The organism is Arcobacter sp. F155 (genome assembly GCF_004116455.1).
Lineage (GTDB): Bacteria > Campylobacterota > Campylobacteria > Campylobacterales > Arcobacteraceae > Halarcobacter.
Map to the genome: position 1 here is coordinate 25,790 of NZ_PDJU01000006.1, position 18,269 is coordinate 44,058.

An 18,269-nucleotide genomic window follows, 5' to 3' on the forward strand; every position below is an offset into this window, starting at 1 on the left:
AATTATAGAGAAAATCAATAAATAAATAATAAAAATTAAAAAAAGTGAACATCTATTCAAAAATATTAATATAATTAATAATAAACATTATATAATAATTACATATTCATTGAAGGAGATGGTAATGGATAATAGAGATTTACTTAATGAGTTTGAAAAAGAACTTATTAAAAAAGGTATATCAAGGAGGGATGCTTTAAAGTTAATGGGACTTGGTGCAGCAAGTACTGCAATGTTAAATCCTATTGAAACTAAAGCTTCTGAAGCAAAAGCTAGTGATGTAAAAGCAAAAATTGTAATAGTTGGTGGAGGACTTGCAGGTATTTCTACTGCTGCAAGATTAATTAACTCTTTAAGTAATCCAGATGTTACAGTTATTGAACCAAGTGATGTATCAGTTTCATATCAACCTGGAAACACTTTTATTGGTGCAGGTGTATATGAAAAAAAAGATGTAATGTATGAACTAAAAGACTTTTTTCCACAAGGTGCTAAACTAATCAAAGATAAAGCCGCAGAGTTTGATCCTGATAATAATAGTTTAACTATTTCAAGTGGTGAAAAAATCTCATATGATTATTTAGTAATTGCAGCTGGACTAACTTTAGATTTTGGGAAAATCAAAGGTTTAGAAGAGTTAGGTGATACATATACTATGGATGAAAGAAGTAAAATCAAAGAGTTATTTGATGGAACAGGTGTTAGTACAGTATATAATACTGATGCTGCTGTTTATACTTGGAAAAATATGCAAGCAACAATTGAAGAGGCTAAAAAAGGCAAAAAATTAAATGCCATTTTCTCTCATCCTGATACGGCAATTAAATGTGGTGGAGCTCCTAAAAAAATGATGTATTTAATGGATGCAAGACTAAATGAAGCAGGAAAAGATGTGAGAGCAAATGTAGATATGACATTCTATCCAAACTCTACAAAACTATTCTCTGTAAAAGAGTATGCAGATGCAATTAAAAAGCAATATGAAGCAAGGGATATGAAATGGAAGTTTGCTCATAATTTAAAAGCTGTAGATATTAAAAATAAAGTTGCAACATTTGAACACTATTGGGATGAAAAAGGTGAATATGATGCTGACTTAGGAGAGTATGACTTAGTAAGAAAAACTAAAATGGTTGATGTAGATTATGATTTCTTACATGTGGCACCTCCAATGAAAGCCCCAGATGAGATAGGTAACTCTCCTGTAGGTTCAGGTAAGGGTTGGGTTCCTGTAAATAAAGAGACTTTACAGCATGTTAAATATGATAATATCTTCTCTTTAGGTGATATTGCTGCTATTCCATTAGGAAAAACTGGTGGAAGTGTTAGAAAACAATATAAAGTAGCTGTTGATAATATAATCTCTGCAATGGAAGGTAAACCTTTAACTGCAAAATATGACGGATATACAGTATGTCCAATTATCACAGGAATTGGAACAGTTATGTTAGCTGAGTTTGATTGGAGTATGAAACCAACTCCATCGTTCCCTCTGGATCCAACACAAGAGAGATATATTTGGTGGTTATTAAAAGCATATATTTTAAAACCAATGACTCAGTACGGAATGTTATCAGGTAGAGTTTAATAAAAAAAGGAGAAGACAATGAAAGCAAAAAGTTTATTAAAAAGTTTAGTTATTGTAGGTTTATTAACAAGTGGTGCCCTAGCAAATGACCCAGGGAACTTAACAAAACCAAGTCCTAAAGTTCAAAGTATGATTAACAAGTTCAAACTAGAAGTTGTTGATTATAACTACACTAAATCAAAGATTGGTAAGGGGACTCATAACAGTGCAAAAGCTGTTTTAGTAGATGCAAGACCAAATAAAAAGTTTAAAGTTGGAACTATTCCTTCTGCAATTAATATTCCTGATACTGATTATGAAAAGTATATAGGACAATTAAAAGATACACCTAAAAACAAAGAGATATTAGTATTTTGTGGTGGATGGAAATGTGGTAAATCTCCAAAAGTAGCTAATATGCTTAAAAAAGATGGATTTACAAATGTAAAACTTTACCAAGCAGGTGAACCTGAGTGGTCAAAGAAAAACTATAAAGAAGTTGATTTAGTAGTTGTAAAAGCAGCACAAGCAAATAATAGCGCAGTAATTATTGATGCAAGACCATATAAAATGTTTTTAAAAGAGACAATTGCTGGTTCTGTTGCTATTCCTGATACAAAAGTTGATGAGTTAAAAGGAAGATTTCCTGTTCATCAAAATGAAAAAATCATTGCATTTTGTGGTGGATATAAATGTGCAAAATCACATAATGTAGCTAATAAACTTATCTCTATGGGATATAGAGATGTAAATGTATTTGCAGGTGGACTTCCTGAGTGGAAAAAAGCTGGATTAAGTACAACTAAAAGTGCAGGTGTAACTGTTGCTAAGAAAGCACCAAGTAAACCAACAATGAGCAAAAATGGTGCTAAACTTGGATTAGATGAGGGTAGTATTGATGGTGAGTGGTTAAATGCACTTATCAAAGAGGATAAAGTACCAGCATTTATTCAAATTGTTGATGTAACTGACCTAAGTGAGTTTAAAAATGGTCATATTAAAGGGGCTATTAATATTCCTGCAGAAAAACTAAGTGCAAAAGAGTTAGAAGCAAAATTACCAAAAGGTAAAACTATTGTGTTTAATTGTACAGCAGGTGGTAGATCAATTGAAGCATGGACAAAATTAAAAGAAGCAAAACTTGATATAAGTGAAGTTTTCTATTTTGATGCAAATGTTGATTGTAAAGGTAATAAGTGTAAAATTGAAGTAAATGAGGCTTTAGGTATATAAGCCTAAGGCTTCTTTCTTTTAGGCATAAAAAAAGGGTTAAAGTTTTAGCTTCAACCCTTTTTTATTTATAGCAAATTTATTAATTATGCTGCTAATGCTTCTTTTGCTTTTACAACTAGTGCTGCAAATGCTTCTGCATCATTCATAGCAAAGTCTGCTAGGATTTTTCTATCTAACTCAATGTTAGCTAATTTTAATCCATTCATGAATCTTGAGTAGTTAATATCATTTAATCTACAAGCAGCGTTGATTCTTACGATCCAAAGCTTTCTAATATCTCTTTTCTTTTGTCTTCTATCTCTGTAAGCATATACTAAAGAGTGTTCTAATTGCTCTTTTGCTTTTCTAAAGTGTTTTCTTCTTCCTGAGAAAAATCCTCTAGCTTGCTTTAAAACTTTTTTATGTCTTCTTCTTCTAACTACACCAGTTTTTACTCTAGGCATATTTTTCCTTTCTTTACTCTATTTTTTAATAGGTGTCGATTTTATAATCGAACTTGTCCACTTATGTGGAGGGACTATATAATTAACTTTAAAAGTTAATTATGCTTGGCATAACATTCTTTTAACTCTAGTTGCATCAGTTGCAGCTACAGTTTGAGGTCCTCTAAGAGCTCTTTTTCTTTTTTGACTCATTTTAGTTAAGATGTGGCTTCTGAAAGCTGATCCTCTTTTAATAGAACCATTCTTTTTCACTTTAAATCTCTTTAAAGCCCCACTGTTTGATTTCATCTTTGGCATCGTACAGTTCCTTTCTAATAAATTTGCATTTTCATAAGTAATGAAAAAGTTCGAGATTTTACTTAAAATTAGCTTTAATTAAGATTAAATAGTATAAAAGGAGCGCAGAGGGAGTAGCTCCTCTGCATAGAAATTTTTTGGAGATTGGTTTTTAAGATTGTGTATATTTATTATTTTCTATTTTCTTTAGGAAGAACCATCATATTAACAAATCTTCCTTCTTGTTTAGGAGCAGCATCTCTTACTCCATACTCTTCAAGCATAGGCCATACTCTTTCAAGTACGTCTGCACCAGCTTCTGGATGAGCCATCTCTCTACCTTTTAAGAATACTCTACATTTAACATGGTATCCTTTTTCTAAGAATTCAATAGCATGTTTAACTTTATAATTAATATCATTTTCTGCAATTTTAACAGAGAATTTTACTTCTTTTACTACAATTACTTTTTGCTTTTTCTTAGCTTCTTTTTTCTTTTTCTCTTGTTGGTATTTAAATTTACCGTAATCCATAATTTTAGCAACAGGTGGCTTTGCATCTGGTGCAATTAGAACTAAATCTAGTCCTAAGTCATCAGCTGTGTTTTGTGCATCAATTGTTGAAATGATTCCATAGTTTGTACCATCATCTCCTGTACATCTAACTTCTGAACATCTAATGTCCTCATTCATAATTGCTTCTGGCTTTTTATTTTGTCTACTCAAATTCTACTCCCTGATTTAATTTCATTTAACATATTAATAAATTCGTTTTTGCTCATGTTTGACTGTTCTCTATTTCTTCTATCTCTTAGTGCAACAGTCTCATTTGCTACCTCTTCATCTCCAATAACAACAATCATTGGTACTCTTTGTTTTTCTGCCATTCTAATTCTTTTATTTAAAGATTCATTCATATCAAAAATTTTAGAATCCATTCCATCTCTTAAAAGCTCTTTTTCTAACTCTTTTGCATACTCTACATGAGTATCTGCAATTGGTACAAAAATAACCTGTGTTGGAGCAATAGCAAATGGGAACTCACCAGCACAGTGCTCTGTTAAAATACCAATAAATCTCTCAAATGAACCTAGAATTGCTCTATGTATCATAACAGGTTGCTCTTTTTCGCCTTCTGCATTAATAAATTCAGCATTAAATCTTGATGGTAAGTTCATATCAACTTGTACTGTACCACATTGCCATTTTCTTCCAATTGCGTCAAGAATTTTAATATCGATTTTTGGACCATAGAATGCTCCTCCACCTTCATCAATTCCATAAGGTATATTATTTTCATCTAATGCATCCATAATACCTTTAGTTGTAGTTTCCCAGAAGATGTCATCACCAATTGCTTTTTTTGGTTTAGTTGAAACTTCGATTTCATATTTAAAATCAAATAGTTTAAGTAAAGTATCTACAAATTCTAAAACTTCAAATATTACATCTTTTATTTGTGCTTGTGTACAAAAAATATGTGCATCATCTTGAGCAAACTCTCTTACTCTAAATAATCCATGCATTGCACCAGACATTTCATGTCTATGAACAACACCATATTCAAATAGTTTCATTGGTAAATCTTTGTATGAAACTAATTTATTTTTAAAAATTTGAATATGACCAACACAGTTCATTGGTTTCATTCCATATTTTTGTTCATCAATAGTAGTATAGTACATATTTTGACCATAATTAGCATTATGTCCTGAAATATCCCACATTGTAGATTTTAACAATTCAGGACCTCTTACAGGTTCATAACCTCTTATTCTATGAGCTGTATATAAAATATGTTCTAATTTAGATCTAAGCCTAGCACCATTTGGTAGCCATAAAGGTAGCCCCGCTCCTACATCATCATTGAATGCAAACAATTCTAATTCTGTTCCTAGTTTTCTATGGTCTCTTTTTTTAGCTTCTTCAAGCATTCTTACGTAATCATGTAACTCTTTTTTGTCAAAGAAAGCAATACCGTAGATTCTAGTAATCATTTCATTTTCTTCATCACCACCTAAGTATGCACCTGCAACTCTTGTAAGTTTGAAGCTTCTAATCATTCTTGTATTAGGTACGTGTGGTCCTCTACATAGGTCTTCAAATTCACCTTGTTTATATAGAGTTAAAGTATCATCTGTAATGTTAGAAAGAACTGCTTGTTTTAATTCATCATTTGCAAATTTAGCTTGAATTTCTTCTCTAGATGCTTCATATCTCTCAATTGGAAGTTTAGCATTTGCTAACTCTTTCATCTTTTTTTCAATCTTTGGAAGATCTTCTTCAGAGATTTTTTCTTCGGTTTTAAAGTCGTAGTAAAAACCTTCTTTTACTACAGGTCCTACGAAGAATTTCGCATCTGGGTATAGTTCTTTAATAGCTTGTGCCATTAAGTGAGCACATGAATGTCTTAGTATCTCAAGAGATTCAGGAGAGTTGTCAGCTTTAATCTCATCTCCACTTAAGTTTAAAGCCTCCGCTGTTTGAAGGTCGAATATCTGCCCTTCTTTTAATATACCAATCGGTTCCAATAAATTCCTTTTTTCCTTAAAAGTTTTTAAAATTCTTATATTTTATCTTAATTGCTCTTAAATTTAATCTTAACAGAGAGTTTTAACAAAAAATTGATAAAATAGTGTATGATTTTAAACCTTTCTAAAATAAAAACAGAAGCCTTACTACTATTTTGTAAAGATTTGATTCTTTCTTATAAAGATAAAGAAGACAGTTTCTTCAATATTGATAAAGAAACAGTTAAATATATAAATACTATCTCAGAAGAGATATTAACTCAAATAAATAATGTAACCTTTCCAACAGAACACTATTTAAAAAATAAAAAACACTATAGAATTTCTGCTGTTTTAAAAGCATATGATTTTATAAATAACTCATTAACTAAAGAGTTTGAAAAAATAGAAGAGTCAAAAAGAGTTTTTAATCCCTCAATGTTATATTTTTCTATGCTTGCAGTTTGGTTTAAAGAGCTTGACAAAGAGAGTCGTTCAAAAGAGTATATCTATTTTACTATCTATCCATATGCAAATGTGTATGACAAACTTCTTATAAATATTAAAGATGAAAACTTTAAAAAAATCAATATTATGATGCTAGAGCTTGCAGAAACAATAATCTACAATTACAACTCAATATCTTTTAATAAGTAAAACTTATAAAACTTTTATAAGTAAAATTAATCTTATCTTATGTATAATTCTCCAAAATTAAGTAAAAGGAGAATTATGAAGGCGTTAGTATTTAAACTACTTGCACTTTTAGTGTTAGTTTCTGTAGCTCAAGCACAGGACTTAAAAATAATTAAATTTTCAGAAGCAAAAAAACTTTTTGAAAATAAAGAGGCTCTATTTTTAGATGCAAGGGGAGAGAAACTTTTTAAAAGAGGAACTATCTTAGGAAGTTTAAACTTACCAGTAAATAGATTTCAAAAGAGTATTGCATTTTTACCAAATGACAAAAATGCAAAGGTAGTATCATTTTGTAATGGTTTTAAATGTGAAAAATCAGATGAGCTAGCACATCTTTTACAAAAAGCAGGATATACAAATGTTTTAGTATATAAAGGTGGTTATCCAGAGTGGAAAGAAAAATCAATGCCACTTATGGCTTTAAAAACTGAAACAGCTGAACCAAAGGTAGAAGAAACAAAAGGACAAAAGTATCAAGCTAAGGGAACAACTATTTATCTTGGACAAGATAAAGGTATGATTGATCAGTTCTGGTTTGAAAAAGTTGTTTTAAATGATTTACCTAAAAATATTCAATTAGTTGATATTAGAAAAGCAAAAGATTTTAAAGAGGGTCATATCAAAGGTGCTGTAAATGCAACTTGGGATTCAAAAACTGAAAAGATTGATATCTCTAAAATATCTGATGATAAAATTATTGTATTTTATTGTAATACAGGAATGCAATCAGCAGAAGCTGCTTTAAGTTTAAAGAACAGAGTAGGAAAAGATGTTTTCTATTTTGATGCCAATGTAACTTGTGAGAAAAACAACTGTAAAGTTGAAGCAAATGAGAATCTATAAGAGGTATTAACCTCTTATAGTAAAGTGATTAACAAGAAGGAACGTTTCCTGAATCATTAGCGTACTCATATGAGAAATCATATAAATGAGGAACCCATGAATCTTTAATATCAGCTTCTTTTACATCTGGACAAATTGCCATCATCTCTTGTTTAAAGTTTCCAGCTTCATTGATTGAAGACCACTCACCTTGAGAATGTTTTGCTGCAAATTTAGCACCATTAAATCCACATTTAGATTTAAACTTCTTAATAAAAATCTTTTGACCTTTTCTTGCATCAGCTGAAGCAGTTGTTGAAGCAACACCTAATAATAGAACAGCAGCCATTGTAAGCTTTAGTAACTTTGTCATTATTCATCTCCTAATTAATATTTTGGTATCATTATATCAAATCTAAATAAAAACAATACTTACATAAGTATAAGAAAAAGTGATAAATATTGAAATACTATATTCTAAAAGAGATTACAGAGTATCTACAAGAAAAAGCCCAAGTTATAAAACATATAAGCAGAATTGATAACAATCTAATTATAATTGAATTTAATAATAAAAATCAAATATACTTTGATATGAGTAAGGGAAAAAGTTATATTTATAAAAAAAGAGGAGAAAAAGCTTCTAAAAAAGATTTCAATGCACCTTTTGATGTAGTACTTCAAAAAAGATTTATTAATTCAAGAATTGAGAATCTTGAGATTTATAATGATGATAAAATCATAAATATAAAAGTTAACTCTTCATCTTCATATAAAAAACTAACAACTATTTTACAATTAGAGTTTACAGGAAAACATACCAACGCAATTATATTAGATGAAGATAGAACTATATTAGAAGCTTTAAGACATATAGATGAATTCGCTTCAAGTAGAGTTGTAAAGGTAGGAATAAAACTTGACGAAGTTCCAAAACAAAATTTTGTTCCAAAGATAGAAAAACTTGAAGATGTAGAAGAGTATATGTATAAAGTATATGAAGAGATTGAGAATAACAACCTTGAAAATCATAGACGACAAAAAGTAAGTCAAGTAAATAAAAAGTTAAAAAAACTACAAAAAACTTTAGATAACTTACCTAAAAAAGAGGACTTAGAGGAAGAATCAAACTCTTTATATGAAAAAGCAAATTTAATACTTGCAAATTTACATACAATAAAACCGTATCAAGAGGTATTAAAAACATATAATTATGAAGGCAAAGAGGTTGAAATAAAACTTGATACAAGATATTTAGCTTCTACATATTCAAACGATTTATTTAAAAAAGCAAAACGAGCGAAACAAAAAGCAAATAATATAAAAATAGAGAAATCAAATTTAGAAGAAAAAGTAGACTTCCTTAAAAGACTTATTAATAATATTAATTCTTGTAAAACAATCGATGAAATAGAGTTTTTACTTCCTAAAAAACAAAAGAATCAAGCCAAAACAAAGAAGAGCCAAAACTATGAAAGCTTCTTTTATGAAGGTTATAAGATTATGCTTGGAACAAATGAGAGAGAAAATATATATTTATTAGAAAATTCAAAAGCAAGTGATTTTTGGTTTCATTTAAAAGATGCTCCATCTTCTCATGTTATAGTTCAAAATAGTAAAAAAACTATCCCTGAAAATGTGATTGAAAAAGCAGCAAAAATATGTGCACAGTTTTCAAGTGATTTTGAAGGAACTTATGCTGTTGATTATACTCAAAGAAGAAATGTAAAGATACAACATGGAGCAAATGTTTTATATAATCCATATACAACAATTAGTGTAAAAGTATAAAGAAAGTAAAAATTTAAAAAAATAAGAAAATGAGTCATTTGTGAGACATTTTTATTGTAAAATCAAAACTTTAATTATGAATAAGGAGAAAGAATGAAAAAAACATCTTTGATTACAGGGCTAGTTTTAGCTTTTCTTTTGATGTTATCAGGTTGTAAGAGTACGACAGTTCAAAACATTGACAATAGTGGTTATATAAGTGGTTCTAAGGTAACAACAAAAAAGGTTGAAAGAGCTATTCAAAAAGGTGCTATGAGAAAAGGTTGGTCTACAAAAAGAATTAAAACTGGACTTTTAGAAGCTAAAAATAATGTAAGAGGAAAACATCTTGTTGTAGTAAATATTGCATATGATAGAAAAGGTTATAAAATCTCTTATAAAGATAGTAGAAATATGAATTATGATGCTGGTTCAAATACAATTCATAAAAACTATAATAAATGGATTGCAAATTTAGAGAGAAATATTAATTATGAACTATCACAAATTGGAGTGATGGGAAATACTAGTGCAACTAGAAAAGTAACTAATATTGAACCAAAAAGTTCTGCTAAATCTACTAAAAACTATAAAAAAGCAGATAGTAGTGCAATTAGTGGAAAAACAATCTATATTAGAAATATAACTCCTTATTCTTCAGGAAATAGAATAGCAGAAAACATCAAAGCTGAGTGTACAATCAATGAGCAATTAGCAACATTTATAAAAAAGTTTGCTCAAGAACAAGGTTTAAAAGTAGAGTATAAAAATAAACCTTCTTCTAAAGATTTATTCTTAGATGTTAAAATTGTAGATGCAATTAGTAGAGGTGGAGCATTTAGAGGTCATAGTAAATTTACTTCTATTGAAGGAAGACTTGTAAAAGGAAATAAAAGTTATGGTTCTTTTAAAGCTGCAAGAGTTTCTGGTGGTGGATTCTGGGGAGCTTATAAAGGTTCTTGTGCAGTATTAGGAAGAACAGTTGAAGCTTTAGGAAAAGATGTTGCACTTTGGTTATATAGCCCGATGGATAATGCAAGATTAGGTGATACTGGATATATAAGATAGAACTAAAATACAGAGAAGCTTTCTCTCTGTATTTTTAGGGAAATTATATATTAAATAATTGTTGGATATAATTTAATATAATAATATATTAGGTTTTATTTTGGATATTAAAAAAGTATTAGTTATATCGTACTCTCAAACAGGACAATTAACTCAATTAACAGACTCAGTTTTAGCCCCTTTAGAGGCAGATACAAATGTAGAAGTGGTTTATAAAAAAATTGAACCACTAAAACCATATCCTTTTCCATGGGATTTTATGACTTTTATGGATTGTTTTCCAGAATCAATATATTTAGACCCTCCAGAAATTAAAGAGATAGAAGATGATGACAATGATTATGATTTGGTGATTTTACCTTATCAAGTATGGTTCTTATCTCCATCTTTACCTATTACAGCTTTCTTGAAAAGTGATTATGCAAAAAGAAAGTTAAAAGGTAAGCCAGTTATTACTTTAATTGGTTGTAGAAATATGTGGGTTATGGCACAAGAAAAATTAAAACAAATGCTTAACGATGTTGAAGCTAAACTTATTGATAATATAGTTTTGATTGACCAAGGAAACTCTTTTGCAACATTTGTTACAACACCAAGATGGATGTTAACAGGGAAAAGAGATTCATTGTGGGGAATTTTCCCAGAAGCAGGAATTTCAAAACAAGATATAACAGAGGCTTCAAGATTTGGTAAAGCAATAAGTCATGCTTTAGCAAATGATGAAGAGAAAAAACAAGAATCTATTTGCTATGGATTAAATGCAGTTACAATAGATGAAAAACTAATTAAAAGTGAACAAATAGCAACTAAAAGTTTTATGATTTGGGGAAAACTTATTAGAAAAGTTGGAAAACAAGGTGACCCTAAAAGAAAACCTATAGTAATGCTTTATGTAGTTTTTTTACTTTTGATTATTTTAACAATTGTTCCAATAAATATGTTGGTTCAAACAATAATTAGAAAAGTTAATAAAGAGAAAATATTAAAACAAAAAGAGATTTTTGAAGCACCATCGGGAAGTGCAAAAGATAGAATGAAGGATTTTTTATAAGATGAACAGTGTTTACATAAATAATGTACAAAAATTTATGCCAAATGATGCAGTTACAAATGAAGAAATAGAAGACTACTTAGGTTATATTGGTGGGAAAAAATCAAAAGCAAAAAAAGTAGTACTTAGAAGTAATGGAATTAAAAGTAGATATTATGTTTTAGAAAAAGGAACTGAAAAAGCTCTTTTTTCAAATGCTCAAATTACAGCTAATGCAATTAAAAAATTAGAGAATGAAAAATTCTCTTTAGATAGTGTTGATTGTCTTTCATGTGGAACAACAACTCCAGATCAACTTATGCCAAACCATACTTTAATGGTACAAGGTGAATTAGGTTTAACAGAGATTGAAACATTAAGTGCTTCAGGTATTTGTCTAAGTGGAATAAATGCTTTAAAATATGCTTACTATGGAATTAAATGTGGGGATTTAGAAAATGTTGTATCAACAGGTTCAGAAGTTGTTTCTCCAACATTAAGTGCTAAAAACTTTAAAACAGAATCTGACCATAAAGCAGTAGAACAAAATCCAGGAATTGCCTTTGAAAAAGATTTTTTAAGATGGATGCTTTCAGATGGTGCAGGGGCAATGCTTTTACAAAATAAACCAAATGAAGAGGGCTTATCTTTAAAAATTGATTGGATAGATATTTTATCTTATGCCGGTGAAATGCCAACTTGTATGTATAGTGGATGTGAAGTTAAAGGTGATGAGCTAAAAGGATTTAGAACATTTACTCAAGAAGAGATAATGGAAAAGTCTTTACTTACAATTGCCCAAGATGTAAAACTTTTAAATGAAAATATCATTGAATATACAGTTACAAAACCAATTGAGAAAATAGCTAAAAAAAGAGATTTAAAAGAAGAAGAGATATCTTACTTTTTACCTCACTACTCTTCAACGTTCTTTAGGGATAAAGTATATGAAGGAATGAAAAAAGGTGGTTTAGAAATTCCTTTTGAAAAGTGGTTTACTAACCTTACTAAATGTGGAAATACTGGTTCTGCATCAATTTATATTATGCTTGAAGAGTTATTTAATTCAAATAAATTATCAAAGGGTGAAAAAATTCTTTGTTATATTCCAGAAAGTGGGAGATTCTCTACATCATTTATGATGTTAGAAGTAGTATAAATGGAAAAAATTGAAGTTCCACAAGAAGAGAATAAAACCTTAGATGGAATAAAGAAGGTTATGTATACAACTGACAATGATGGTGAATTTAAAACAGCCAACTATGGAAGTTCTGTTGAAGAGTTTGCTACACAAGTTGCAGTAGAAGAGTATGAAGTTTTAAAACAAGAGAGTTTAGAGAATATAAAAAAAGGTCTTAGCTCTCCTATTGAGTACTTTATGTTTGAAAATAGAATGGATTTACCAACATTAGCAAGTGTTGTAGGAATGTTTCAATTTAGAGTAAAAAGACATCTAAGAATGAATAACTTCAACAAACTAAATGACAAAGTTTTATCAAAATATGCCCAAGCATTTAATATTAAAATAGAAGAGTTAAAGGATTTTAAAGTATGAGTGAAAAGTTTGAACATTCACAATTTGCACACTGTGAGAGTGGAGTTGTTTCGACTTTATTAACTCATTATGGTTTAAAGCTTAGTGAGCCAATGGTTTTTGGACTTACTAGCTCTTTATCTTTTGTTTTTCTTCCAATAATCAAACTTAATAATATGCCTTTAATTGCATATAGAGAACTTCCTAAAAACATAATCAATAAAGTTTCAAAAGTTCTTGGAATAGAGATTGTTAAAAAAACATATAAAAATGGTGTTGAAGCAAATAACGATTTAACAAAATTTGTTGAAGATAAACAATTAGTTGGTCTTCAGACATCTGTTTTTTATCTTCCATATTTTCCAAAGGATATGAGATTTCACTTTAATGCACACAATCTTTTAGTTTATGGAAAAGAAGGAAGTGATTATAAAATCTCTGACCCTGTTTTTGAAGAGGCTGTTTTATGTGATGAAAAAGAGCTTACAAGAGCAAGATTTGCAAAGGGAGTATTTGCTCCAAAGGGGTTTATGTATTATCCTAAAAATATTCCAACTAATCTTGACTTTTCTTCAATTGTTAAAAAAGCAATAAAGAAAAATGCTAAGTCAATGTTAACTCCTTTTCCATATGCAGGGGTAAAAGGAATGAGAACTTTAGCAAAGAAAATATCTAAACTAAATCCTAATTCTGACCCTAGATATTTAAAAAATTATTTAACTCATATTGTTAGAATGCAAGAAGAGATAGGAACTGGAGGCGGAGGCTTTAGGTTTTTATATGCTGCATTTTTAAAAGAAGTGAAAAAGCATGATTTAGATAATGAACTATTAGATGAAGCATCTTCATTACTTGTGAAGTCTGGAAATACTTTAAGAGAGTTTGCTTTACTTTGTGTAGAATCTAGTAAAAAAATTGATAAATTTGATGCAAATAAAATTGCAGAAAAATTAGTAGAAGCTTCAAAGTATGAAGAAGAGGCTTTTAAACTATTAAAAAAGATACAATAGAGCTTAAACTTTAAGTTCTATTGTAATGTAGTTATTGTTTATATCTTTTGCAATATAAAGATGTTCACCTTTGTATTCAAGAAGGTCTAAAACTCTTAAAGCACCTTCACTTCCAAAGAAATCTTTTGAATCAATAATCTTATTATTATCAAGTTTTGAAACAATATTTTCATCATTTTGTGCAAATTGATTAAGAGCTATTTTTGAATATGTACTTTTAATATTTTTTAGCAATTCTTCACTTGAACTAAACTCTTGAATATTTGTAATTTCTCCTAAAGAGTTAGATGATTCATTGTTTAAATATAACCAACAACTTCCATCTTGTGAAGTTTGATTATTTGCAAAGTTTACATACTTTTCATAATCTTTTACTTCCTCAAGGGATTCATCAACCCCACCAATCAAGATATCTGATATCTCATCTATTTCAAGTTCAAACTGTGCAAGTTGTAAAGACTTCTCAAATGATAAGTATTGAGAAGTTAAAAGCATATTCTTACCCTTTGCATTTAAAGCTTGAGAAACATAAAAGCTAACATTGTTGCTGTTTACATTTAGAAAGTCAAAGGGCATTACTATATTGTTTTCTTCATTTATTGTTTGCATTAGCTTATAAACATCATTTATAGGTCCATATTCACTTGCAACATAAATTCCAAGGTTTTCTCTTAGCTTAATCTCTTTTGTTGCTCTTAGAGCTCCTAGGACTGCTAAGATATTAAATTTACTTGATCTTCTAAGGTTTATCTTCGAAATCTCTTTTAACTCTTTTCTGTACTCTTTTACAGCTTTACTAGAATTGATAAGTTTATAAGTTGAGTGAATATGCATATCAATCCTTATTGCTTAAGATTATTGAACTATTATTCCCACCAAAGGCAACATAGTTTAATAAAATAGTTTGTTTGTTTTCACAAGATTTGTGTTCTAAGATTGGAGTAAAGGCTAAATCATCAATTGCTTCTTCAAAACCAAAAGTTGCAGGAAGGAAACTATTTTTAATAGCTTCAAGCATTAAGACAATTTCATTCGTACCACAAGCCCCTAAAGTATGTCCTAAAATAGGTTTTAGTGCTGTAACTTGTGTTTTTTCTTTGTAGTTATTAAATAGTTGAGCTAAAGCTTTTGCTTCTGATGAGTTATTATTTTCACTTCCTGTAGCATGAGCTTTTATACAATCTAAATCTTTTACTTGTAGTTTGGCATTTTTTAAAGCATTATTCATAGCTTCAAAAATAGGAGTTCCCGAAGGGTCACTTGTAGTTTCTGAGTAGTTATCACAGATATTTGAAGAAGAGATATATTTAAAGTTGTTTTCTTCTTTTTTTTCACTTTCTAACACAACAGCTGAACAACCTTCTCCTAAGATAATACCATCACTATTTTTATCAAAGGGTCTGTATATTTTTGATTGAGAAAGAAGCATTAAAGATGAAAAACCACCAAAGGTAGATTTATTAAAAAGTTCAAAGCCAATAACAATAGCTCTTTTGATTTTTTTCTTTTCAATCATTTTAGCTGCATAGGCTAAAGCATTTACACTAGATGTACAGGCAGTTGAGAAAAGAGTAGCTTTGTGTTTAGAGTTAATTAGTTTTTCAACATATTGACCAATAGCACCATTTCCAATATTTTTAAACTCTAAATTAGATGAGCTATTATCAAACTCATCTTTAAACTGCTCATTTGTACCCATTTCCATAGAAGTAGAGCCAAGGAAGATATGTAAGTCTTCTTGTTCTTCTTTAGAAAGCTTTGCTTCTTTTACTGCATCTAAAACTACTTTTTCTAAGATTTTTTGAAACCTTTTTTCATTTGAGTAGTCATAATCATATATTTTATAAAAGGTTTTATCTTTTAAAATCTCTTGAAGATTTTCTTTATATGTTTCAGGTGAGATATTTTTTAAATTGGAAACAATATCTTGTTTATTATCTCCAATATTGCAAACTAGTGAGCTACCTGTGATATATGCGTTCAATGTTATTCCGGTTGTATATGGTCTGCTAAAGTATTTATTGATGCCATGATTTTTCTAAGTTTTTTACTATCATTTGCATCAATTCCATATTTTTTATGTAAAGCCATAGATATTTGTAAGGCATCCATTGAGTCAAGTTCTAATTCTGTGTCCGAACCAAATAGTACTTCATCATCACTTATATCTTCTGGTTCAATATCTTTATCACACTCTTCAATAATTAATTCTTTTAATTCTAGTTTTAGTTTCTCATCTTTAGAACCTATCAATTTATCTCCTCTTTTTTAGTAAAATATATGCTAATAGTAAACAGATTATAGCAAAAGTTATCATGTTATATACATAAGTAGAAATGTCATTAAAACTTCCACCTCTAACAAATACTTCTAAGAAACTCTCTAATCCCCAAGACATTGGAGAGTATTCTGAAAAATCTTGCATAAATTTTGGCATTACAAATTTAGGAACCATAATTCCACCAATTGCTGCAAGAATAATATTTGAAACACCACCAATAGTTGTAGCTTCTTCTGTTGTTTTAGCTATGTTTGCAATTAAAAGTGCAAAAGAGATAGAAGCAAAACTAACAGCTGAAGAAATTAAGAAAATCAAAGGAATACTTCCTTGTATAACTAGTGAATCTCCGCCTAGTAGTGGAACAATATAAATACCTACAAGTATCATAAATACTACTTGTACTTGATTGATAAAATAGTATGGAACAATTTTCCCTAATAAAATAGGAAAGAGTGAAACATTTATACTTCTAATTCTATCAATTGTTCCAAATGCTTTTTCATTTATAAAAGTATTTGATATAGGAATTAGTATGAAAAACATAGAAAATACAAGCCAAGCAGGAACACTTTGTTGTACTGATGTTGGTGTTACTTCAAAGCCATCTTTTTTATATACATATGAGTTTTGGATTTTTGACTCAAAATCAAGTACATTTTTAGTATCTATTTTTTGTGCAAGCATTAAATCTTCTAAGATAAGTTTTGTACTTGCACTTGAAATAAGTTTTTTAAGAATCTCTATTTTTTGTAAAGAGGTATCAGGTTTACTATAGATAATAACATTAAAGTTTTTATCATTTAGCTTGATTCTTTCAATATAGTTTCTTTGAATATCAACTATAAAATCATAGTTTTCTATATATAAAGTCTCTTTGTTATCTTTTACTTTTAGAAAGTTAGCATCGAAGAAGTTGTTTTCATTGATACTTTCAATCATAGTTTTAATTGATTTATTGTTTTTAGAGCTTGTAATAGCAACTTTTAAAGGTGTATCTACACTATTTGAATAGCTATTTTTTAAAGCTAAAGACATAATTAAAATAAAAATAACAGGCATTACAAATAAAACTAATAAAGCATGTAAATCTCTAAAGATTAGGGTAAACTCTTTTTTTAGTAAGTATTTAAACATTAGTCTCTTAAATCCTGTTTTGTTAAATTTAAAAACATATCTTCAAGATTTTTGTATCCAAAATCAATATTTTCTATTGGTTTATTCTCTTTTTCTAATTTTGCAATCATCTTAGTAAAGTTATCAAAACCATCTTTTGTATCTATTTCTATCTCTTCATCTGGAAGTTTTATTTTTATAAGAGAGTTTTTCTGAAGTAGCTTCTCTTTTTTCTCTTGTAAAATGATTTTTGATTTATCTAAAATAGCTATTTCATCACATAAATACTCTACTTCTTCCATATAATGAGAAGTGTAAATAATAGTAGTATTCTCTTTTTCATTGATTTTTTTAATAACATTTAAAATATATTTTCTTGATTGAGGATCAATTCCTACTGTTGGTTCATCTAGGTATAAAATCTTTGGACTATTTAGTAAACCAATAGCGATATTTAATCTTCTTTTTAAACCACCTGAAAAAATGTGAGCTTGTTTATTTATATATTTTTCTAAAGAAGTTACTTCAATACAGTAGTCAATTCTTTTTTTAAGGGCTTCTTTTTTTAGTCCATAAAGACTTCCAAAAAACTCTAAGTTTTCAAAGGCAGTTAGTTTTGGATAAAAAGCATAAGTTTGAGGAACAATACTACAAATAGATTTTATTCTATTTTCATCTTTGTCTAAATCCATATTATCAACTAAAATAGTTCCTGAATCCTTTGGAATCAAAAAGTTTAATATAGATACTAAAGTAGTTTTTCCTGCTCCATTTGGACCTAATAAACCAAATAAAGAGCCTTGCTTTATTTCTAAATTTAGATTATCTAAAACAAGATTTCCCTTATATGATTTACATAGATTTTTTATAACTATTGACATTAAATATCTTTTCCCCGTATTTTGCGAAGTATAGCA

20 protein-coding genes are annotated in these 18,269 nt (G+C 29.0%); 10 read left to right on the top strand and 10 right to left on the bottom strand.

All coding sequences use genetic code 11. The features are described 5' to 3' along the window. The first annotated feature begins 124 nt into the window (after positions 1-124). On the top strand, positions 125-1,588 hold the full coding sequence (locus CRV03_RS07590) for an NAD(P)/FAD-dependent oxidoreductase (RefSeq protein WP_129084550.1): 1,464 nt from the start codon (positions 125-127) through the stop codon (positions 1,586-1,588). Positions 1,589-1,606: 18 nt separating this feature from the next. Beyond that, positions 1,607-2,800: a rhodanese-like domain-containing protein gene (locus CRV03_RS07595; protein WP_129084551.1), complete on the top strand. Its 1,194-nt coding sequence runs from the start codon at positions 1,607-1,609 to the stop codon at positions 2,798-2,800. An 83-nt stretch (positions 2,801-2,883) separates the two neighbouring features. On the opposite strand, the gene rplT is transcribed toward CRV03_RS07595, so the two are convergent. The 4 genes from rplT to thrS all read right to left on the bottom strand — a co-directional run bounded on the left by rplT (position 2,884) and on the right by thrS (position 6,049). Continuing rightward, positions 2,884-3,243 (bottom strand): 50S ribosomal protein L20, encoded by a 360-nt coding sequence (gene rplT / locus CRV03_RS07600; RefSeq protein WP_129084552.1) that lies wholly within the window; start codon positions 3,241-3,243, stop codon positions 2,884-2,886. Positions 3,244-3,342: 99 nt separating this feature from the next. Continuing rightward, positions 3,343-3,540 carry a 50S ribosomal protein L35 gene (rpmI, locus tag CRV03_RS07605; protein ID WP_129084553.1) on the bottom strand — a complete coding sequence of 66 codons (198 nt, stop codon included), beginning with the start codon at positions 3,538-3,540 and terminating at the stop codon, positions 3,343-3,345. A gap of 170 nt (positions 3,541-3,710) precedes the next feature. Beyond that, the gene (gene infC, locus CRV03_RS07610; RefSeq protein ID WP_129084686.1) at positions 3,711-4,211 is read right to left on the bottom strand and encodes a translation initiation factor IF-3; all 501 of its coding nucleotides are present in this window, start codon (positions 4,209-4,211) and stop codon (positions 3,711-3,713) included. 29 nt (positions 4,212-4,240) lie between these two features. Then, complete coding sequence (gene thrS / locus CRV03_RS07615) at positions 4,241-6,049, bottom strand: threonine--tRNA ligase (RefSeq protein ID WP_129084554.1); 1,809 nt, start codon at positions 6,047-6,049, stop codon at positions 4,241-4,243. 108 nt (positions 6,050-6,157) lie between these two features. On the opposite strand from thrS, the gene CRV03_RS07620 reads away from it, so the two are divergent. Next, positions 6,158-6,685, top strand: a complete 528-nt coding sequence (locus CRV03_RS07620) for a hypothetical protein (protein ID WP_129084555.1) — start codon at positions 6,158-6,160, stop codon at positions 6,683-6,685. Positions 6,686-6,760: 75 nt separating this feature from the next. Beyond that, entirely contained in the window at positions 6,761-7,567 is an 807-nt protein-coding gene (locus CRV03_RS07625; protein WP_164968637.1) for a rhodanese-like domain-containing protein, read from the top strand. Between the two features lie 28 nt (positions 7,568-7,595). On the opposite strand, the gene CRV03_RS07630 is transcribed toward CRV03_RS07625, so the two are convergent. Continuing rightward, complete coding sequence (locus CRV03_RS07630; RefSeq protein ID WP_129084557.1) at positions 7,596-7,919, bottom strand: cytochrome C; 324 nt, start codon at positions 7,917-7,919, stop codon at positions 7,596-7,598. An 89-nt stretch (positions 7,920-8,008) separates the two neighbouring features. Here CRV03_RS07630 and CRV03_RS07635 point away from each other — a divergent pair, with 89 nt between their 5' ends. From CRV03_RS07635 to CRV03_RS07660, 6 genes are all read left to right on the top strand, one after another. Continuing rightward, on the top strand, positions 8,009-9,337 hold the full coding sequence (locus tag CRV03_RS07635) for an NFACT RNA binding domain-containing protein (RefSeq protein WP_129084558.1): 1,329 nt from the start codon (positions 8,009-8,011) through the stop codon (positions 9,335-9,337). Positions 9,338-9,430: 93 nt separating this feature from the next. Beyond that, complete coding sequence (locus CRV03_RS07640) at positions 9,431-10,384, top strand: hypothetical protein (RefSeq protein WP_129084559.1); 954 nt, start codon at positions 9,431-9,433, stop codon at positions 10,382-10,384. Between the two features lie 100 nt (positions 10,385-10,484). Then, on the top strand, positions 10,485-11,435 hold the full coding sequence (locus CRV03_RS07645) for a dialkylrecorsinol condensing enzyme (protein WP_258239039.1): 951 nt from the start codon (positions 10,485-10,487) through the stop codon (positions 11,433-11,435). 1 nt (position 11,436) lies between these two features. Continuing rightward, complete coding sequence (locus CRV03_RS07650) at positions 11,437-12,573, top strand: beta-ketoacyl-ACP synthase III (protein WP_129084560.1); 1,137 nt, start codon at positions 11,437-11,439, stop codon at positions 12,571-12,573. Then, positions 12,574-12,969, top strand: coding sequence for a hypothetical protein (locus tag CRV03_RS07655; RefSeq protein ID WP_129084561.1), 396 nt, complete (start codon positions 12,574-12,576; stop codon positions 12,967-12,969). Then, positions 12,966-13,958: a BtrH N-terminal domain-containing protein gene (locus CRV03_RS07660; protein WP_129084562.1), complete on the top strand. Its 993-nt coding sequence runs from the start codon at positions 12,966-12,968 to the stop codon at positions 13,956-13,958. The genes CRV03_RS07655 and CRV03_RS07660 overlap by 4 nt, the downstream gene beginning before the upstream one ends. A gap of 3 nt (positions 13,959-13,961) precedes the next feature. Here CRV03_RS07660 and CRV03_RS07665 read toward each other — a convergent pair whose 3' ends face one another. The 5 genes from CRV03_RS07665 to CRV03_RS07685 are packed head-to-tail and all read right to left on the bottom strand — an operon-like array spanning position 13,962 to position 18,233. After that, positions 13,962-14,792: a hypothetical protein gene (locus tag CRV03_RS07665; RefSeq protein ID WP_129084563.1), complete on the bottom strand. Its 831-nt coding sequence runs from the start codon at positions 14,790-14,792 to the stop codon at positions 13,962-13,964. Position 14,793: 1 nt separating this feature from the next. Then, the gene (locus tag CRV03_RS07670) at positions 14,794-15,942 is read right to left on the bottom strand and encodes a beta-ketoacyl synthase N-terminal-like domain-containing protein (protein ID WP_129084564.1); all 1,149 of its coding nucleotides are present in this window, start codon (positions 15,940-15,942) and stop codon (positions 14,794-14,796) included. A 2-nt stretch (positions 15,943-15,944) separates the two neighbouring features. Next, positions 15,945-16,211 (bottom strand): phosphopantetheine-binding protein, encoded by a 267-nt coding sequence (locus CRV03_RS07675; RefSeq protein WP_129084565.1) that lies wholly within the window; start codon positions 16,209-16,211, stop codon positions 15,945-15,947. A 1-nt stretch (position 16,212) separates the two neighbouring features. Further along, a complete protein-coding gene (locus tag CRV03_RS07680) occupies positions 16,213-17,373 on the bottom strand; it encodes an ABC transporter permease (protein ID WP_129084566.1) in 1,161 nt (386 codons plus the stop codon). Next, a complete protein-coding gene (locus CRV03_RS07685; protein WP_129084567.1) occupies positions 17,373-18,233 on the bottom strand; it encodes an ABC transporter ATP-binding protein in 861 nt (286 codons plus the stop codon). The genes CRV03_RS07680 and CRV03_RS07685 overlap by 1 nt, the downstream gene beginning before the upstream one ends. Positions 18,234-18,269 lie beyond the last annotated feature (36 nt).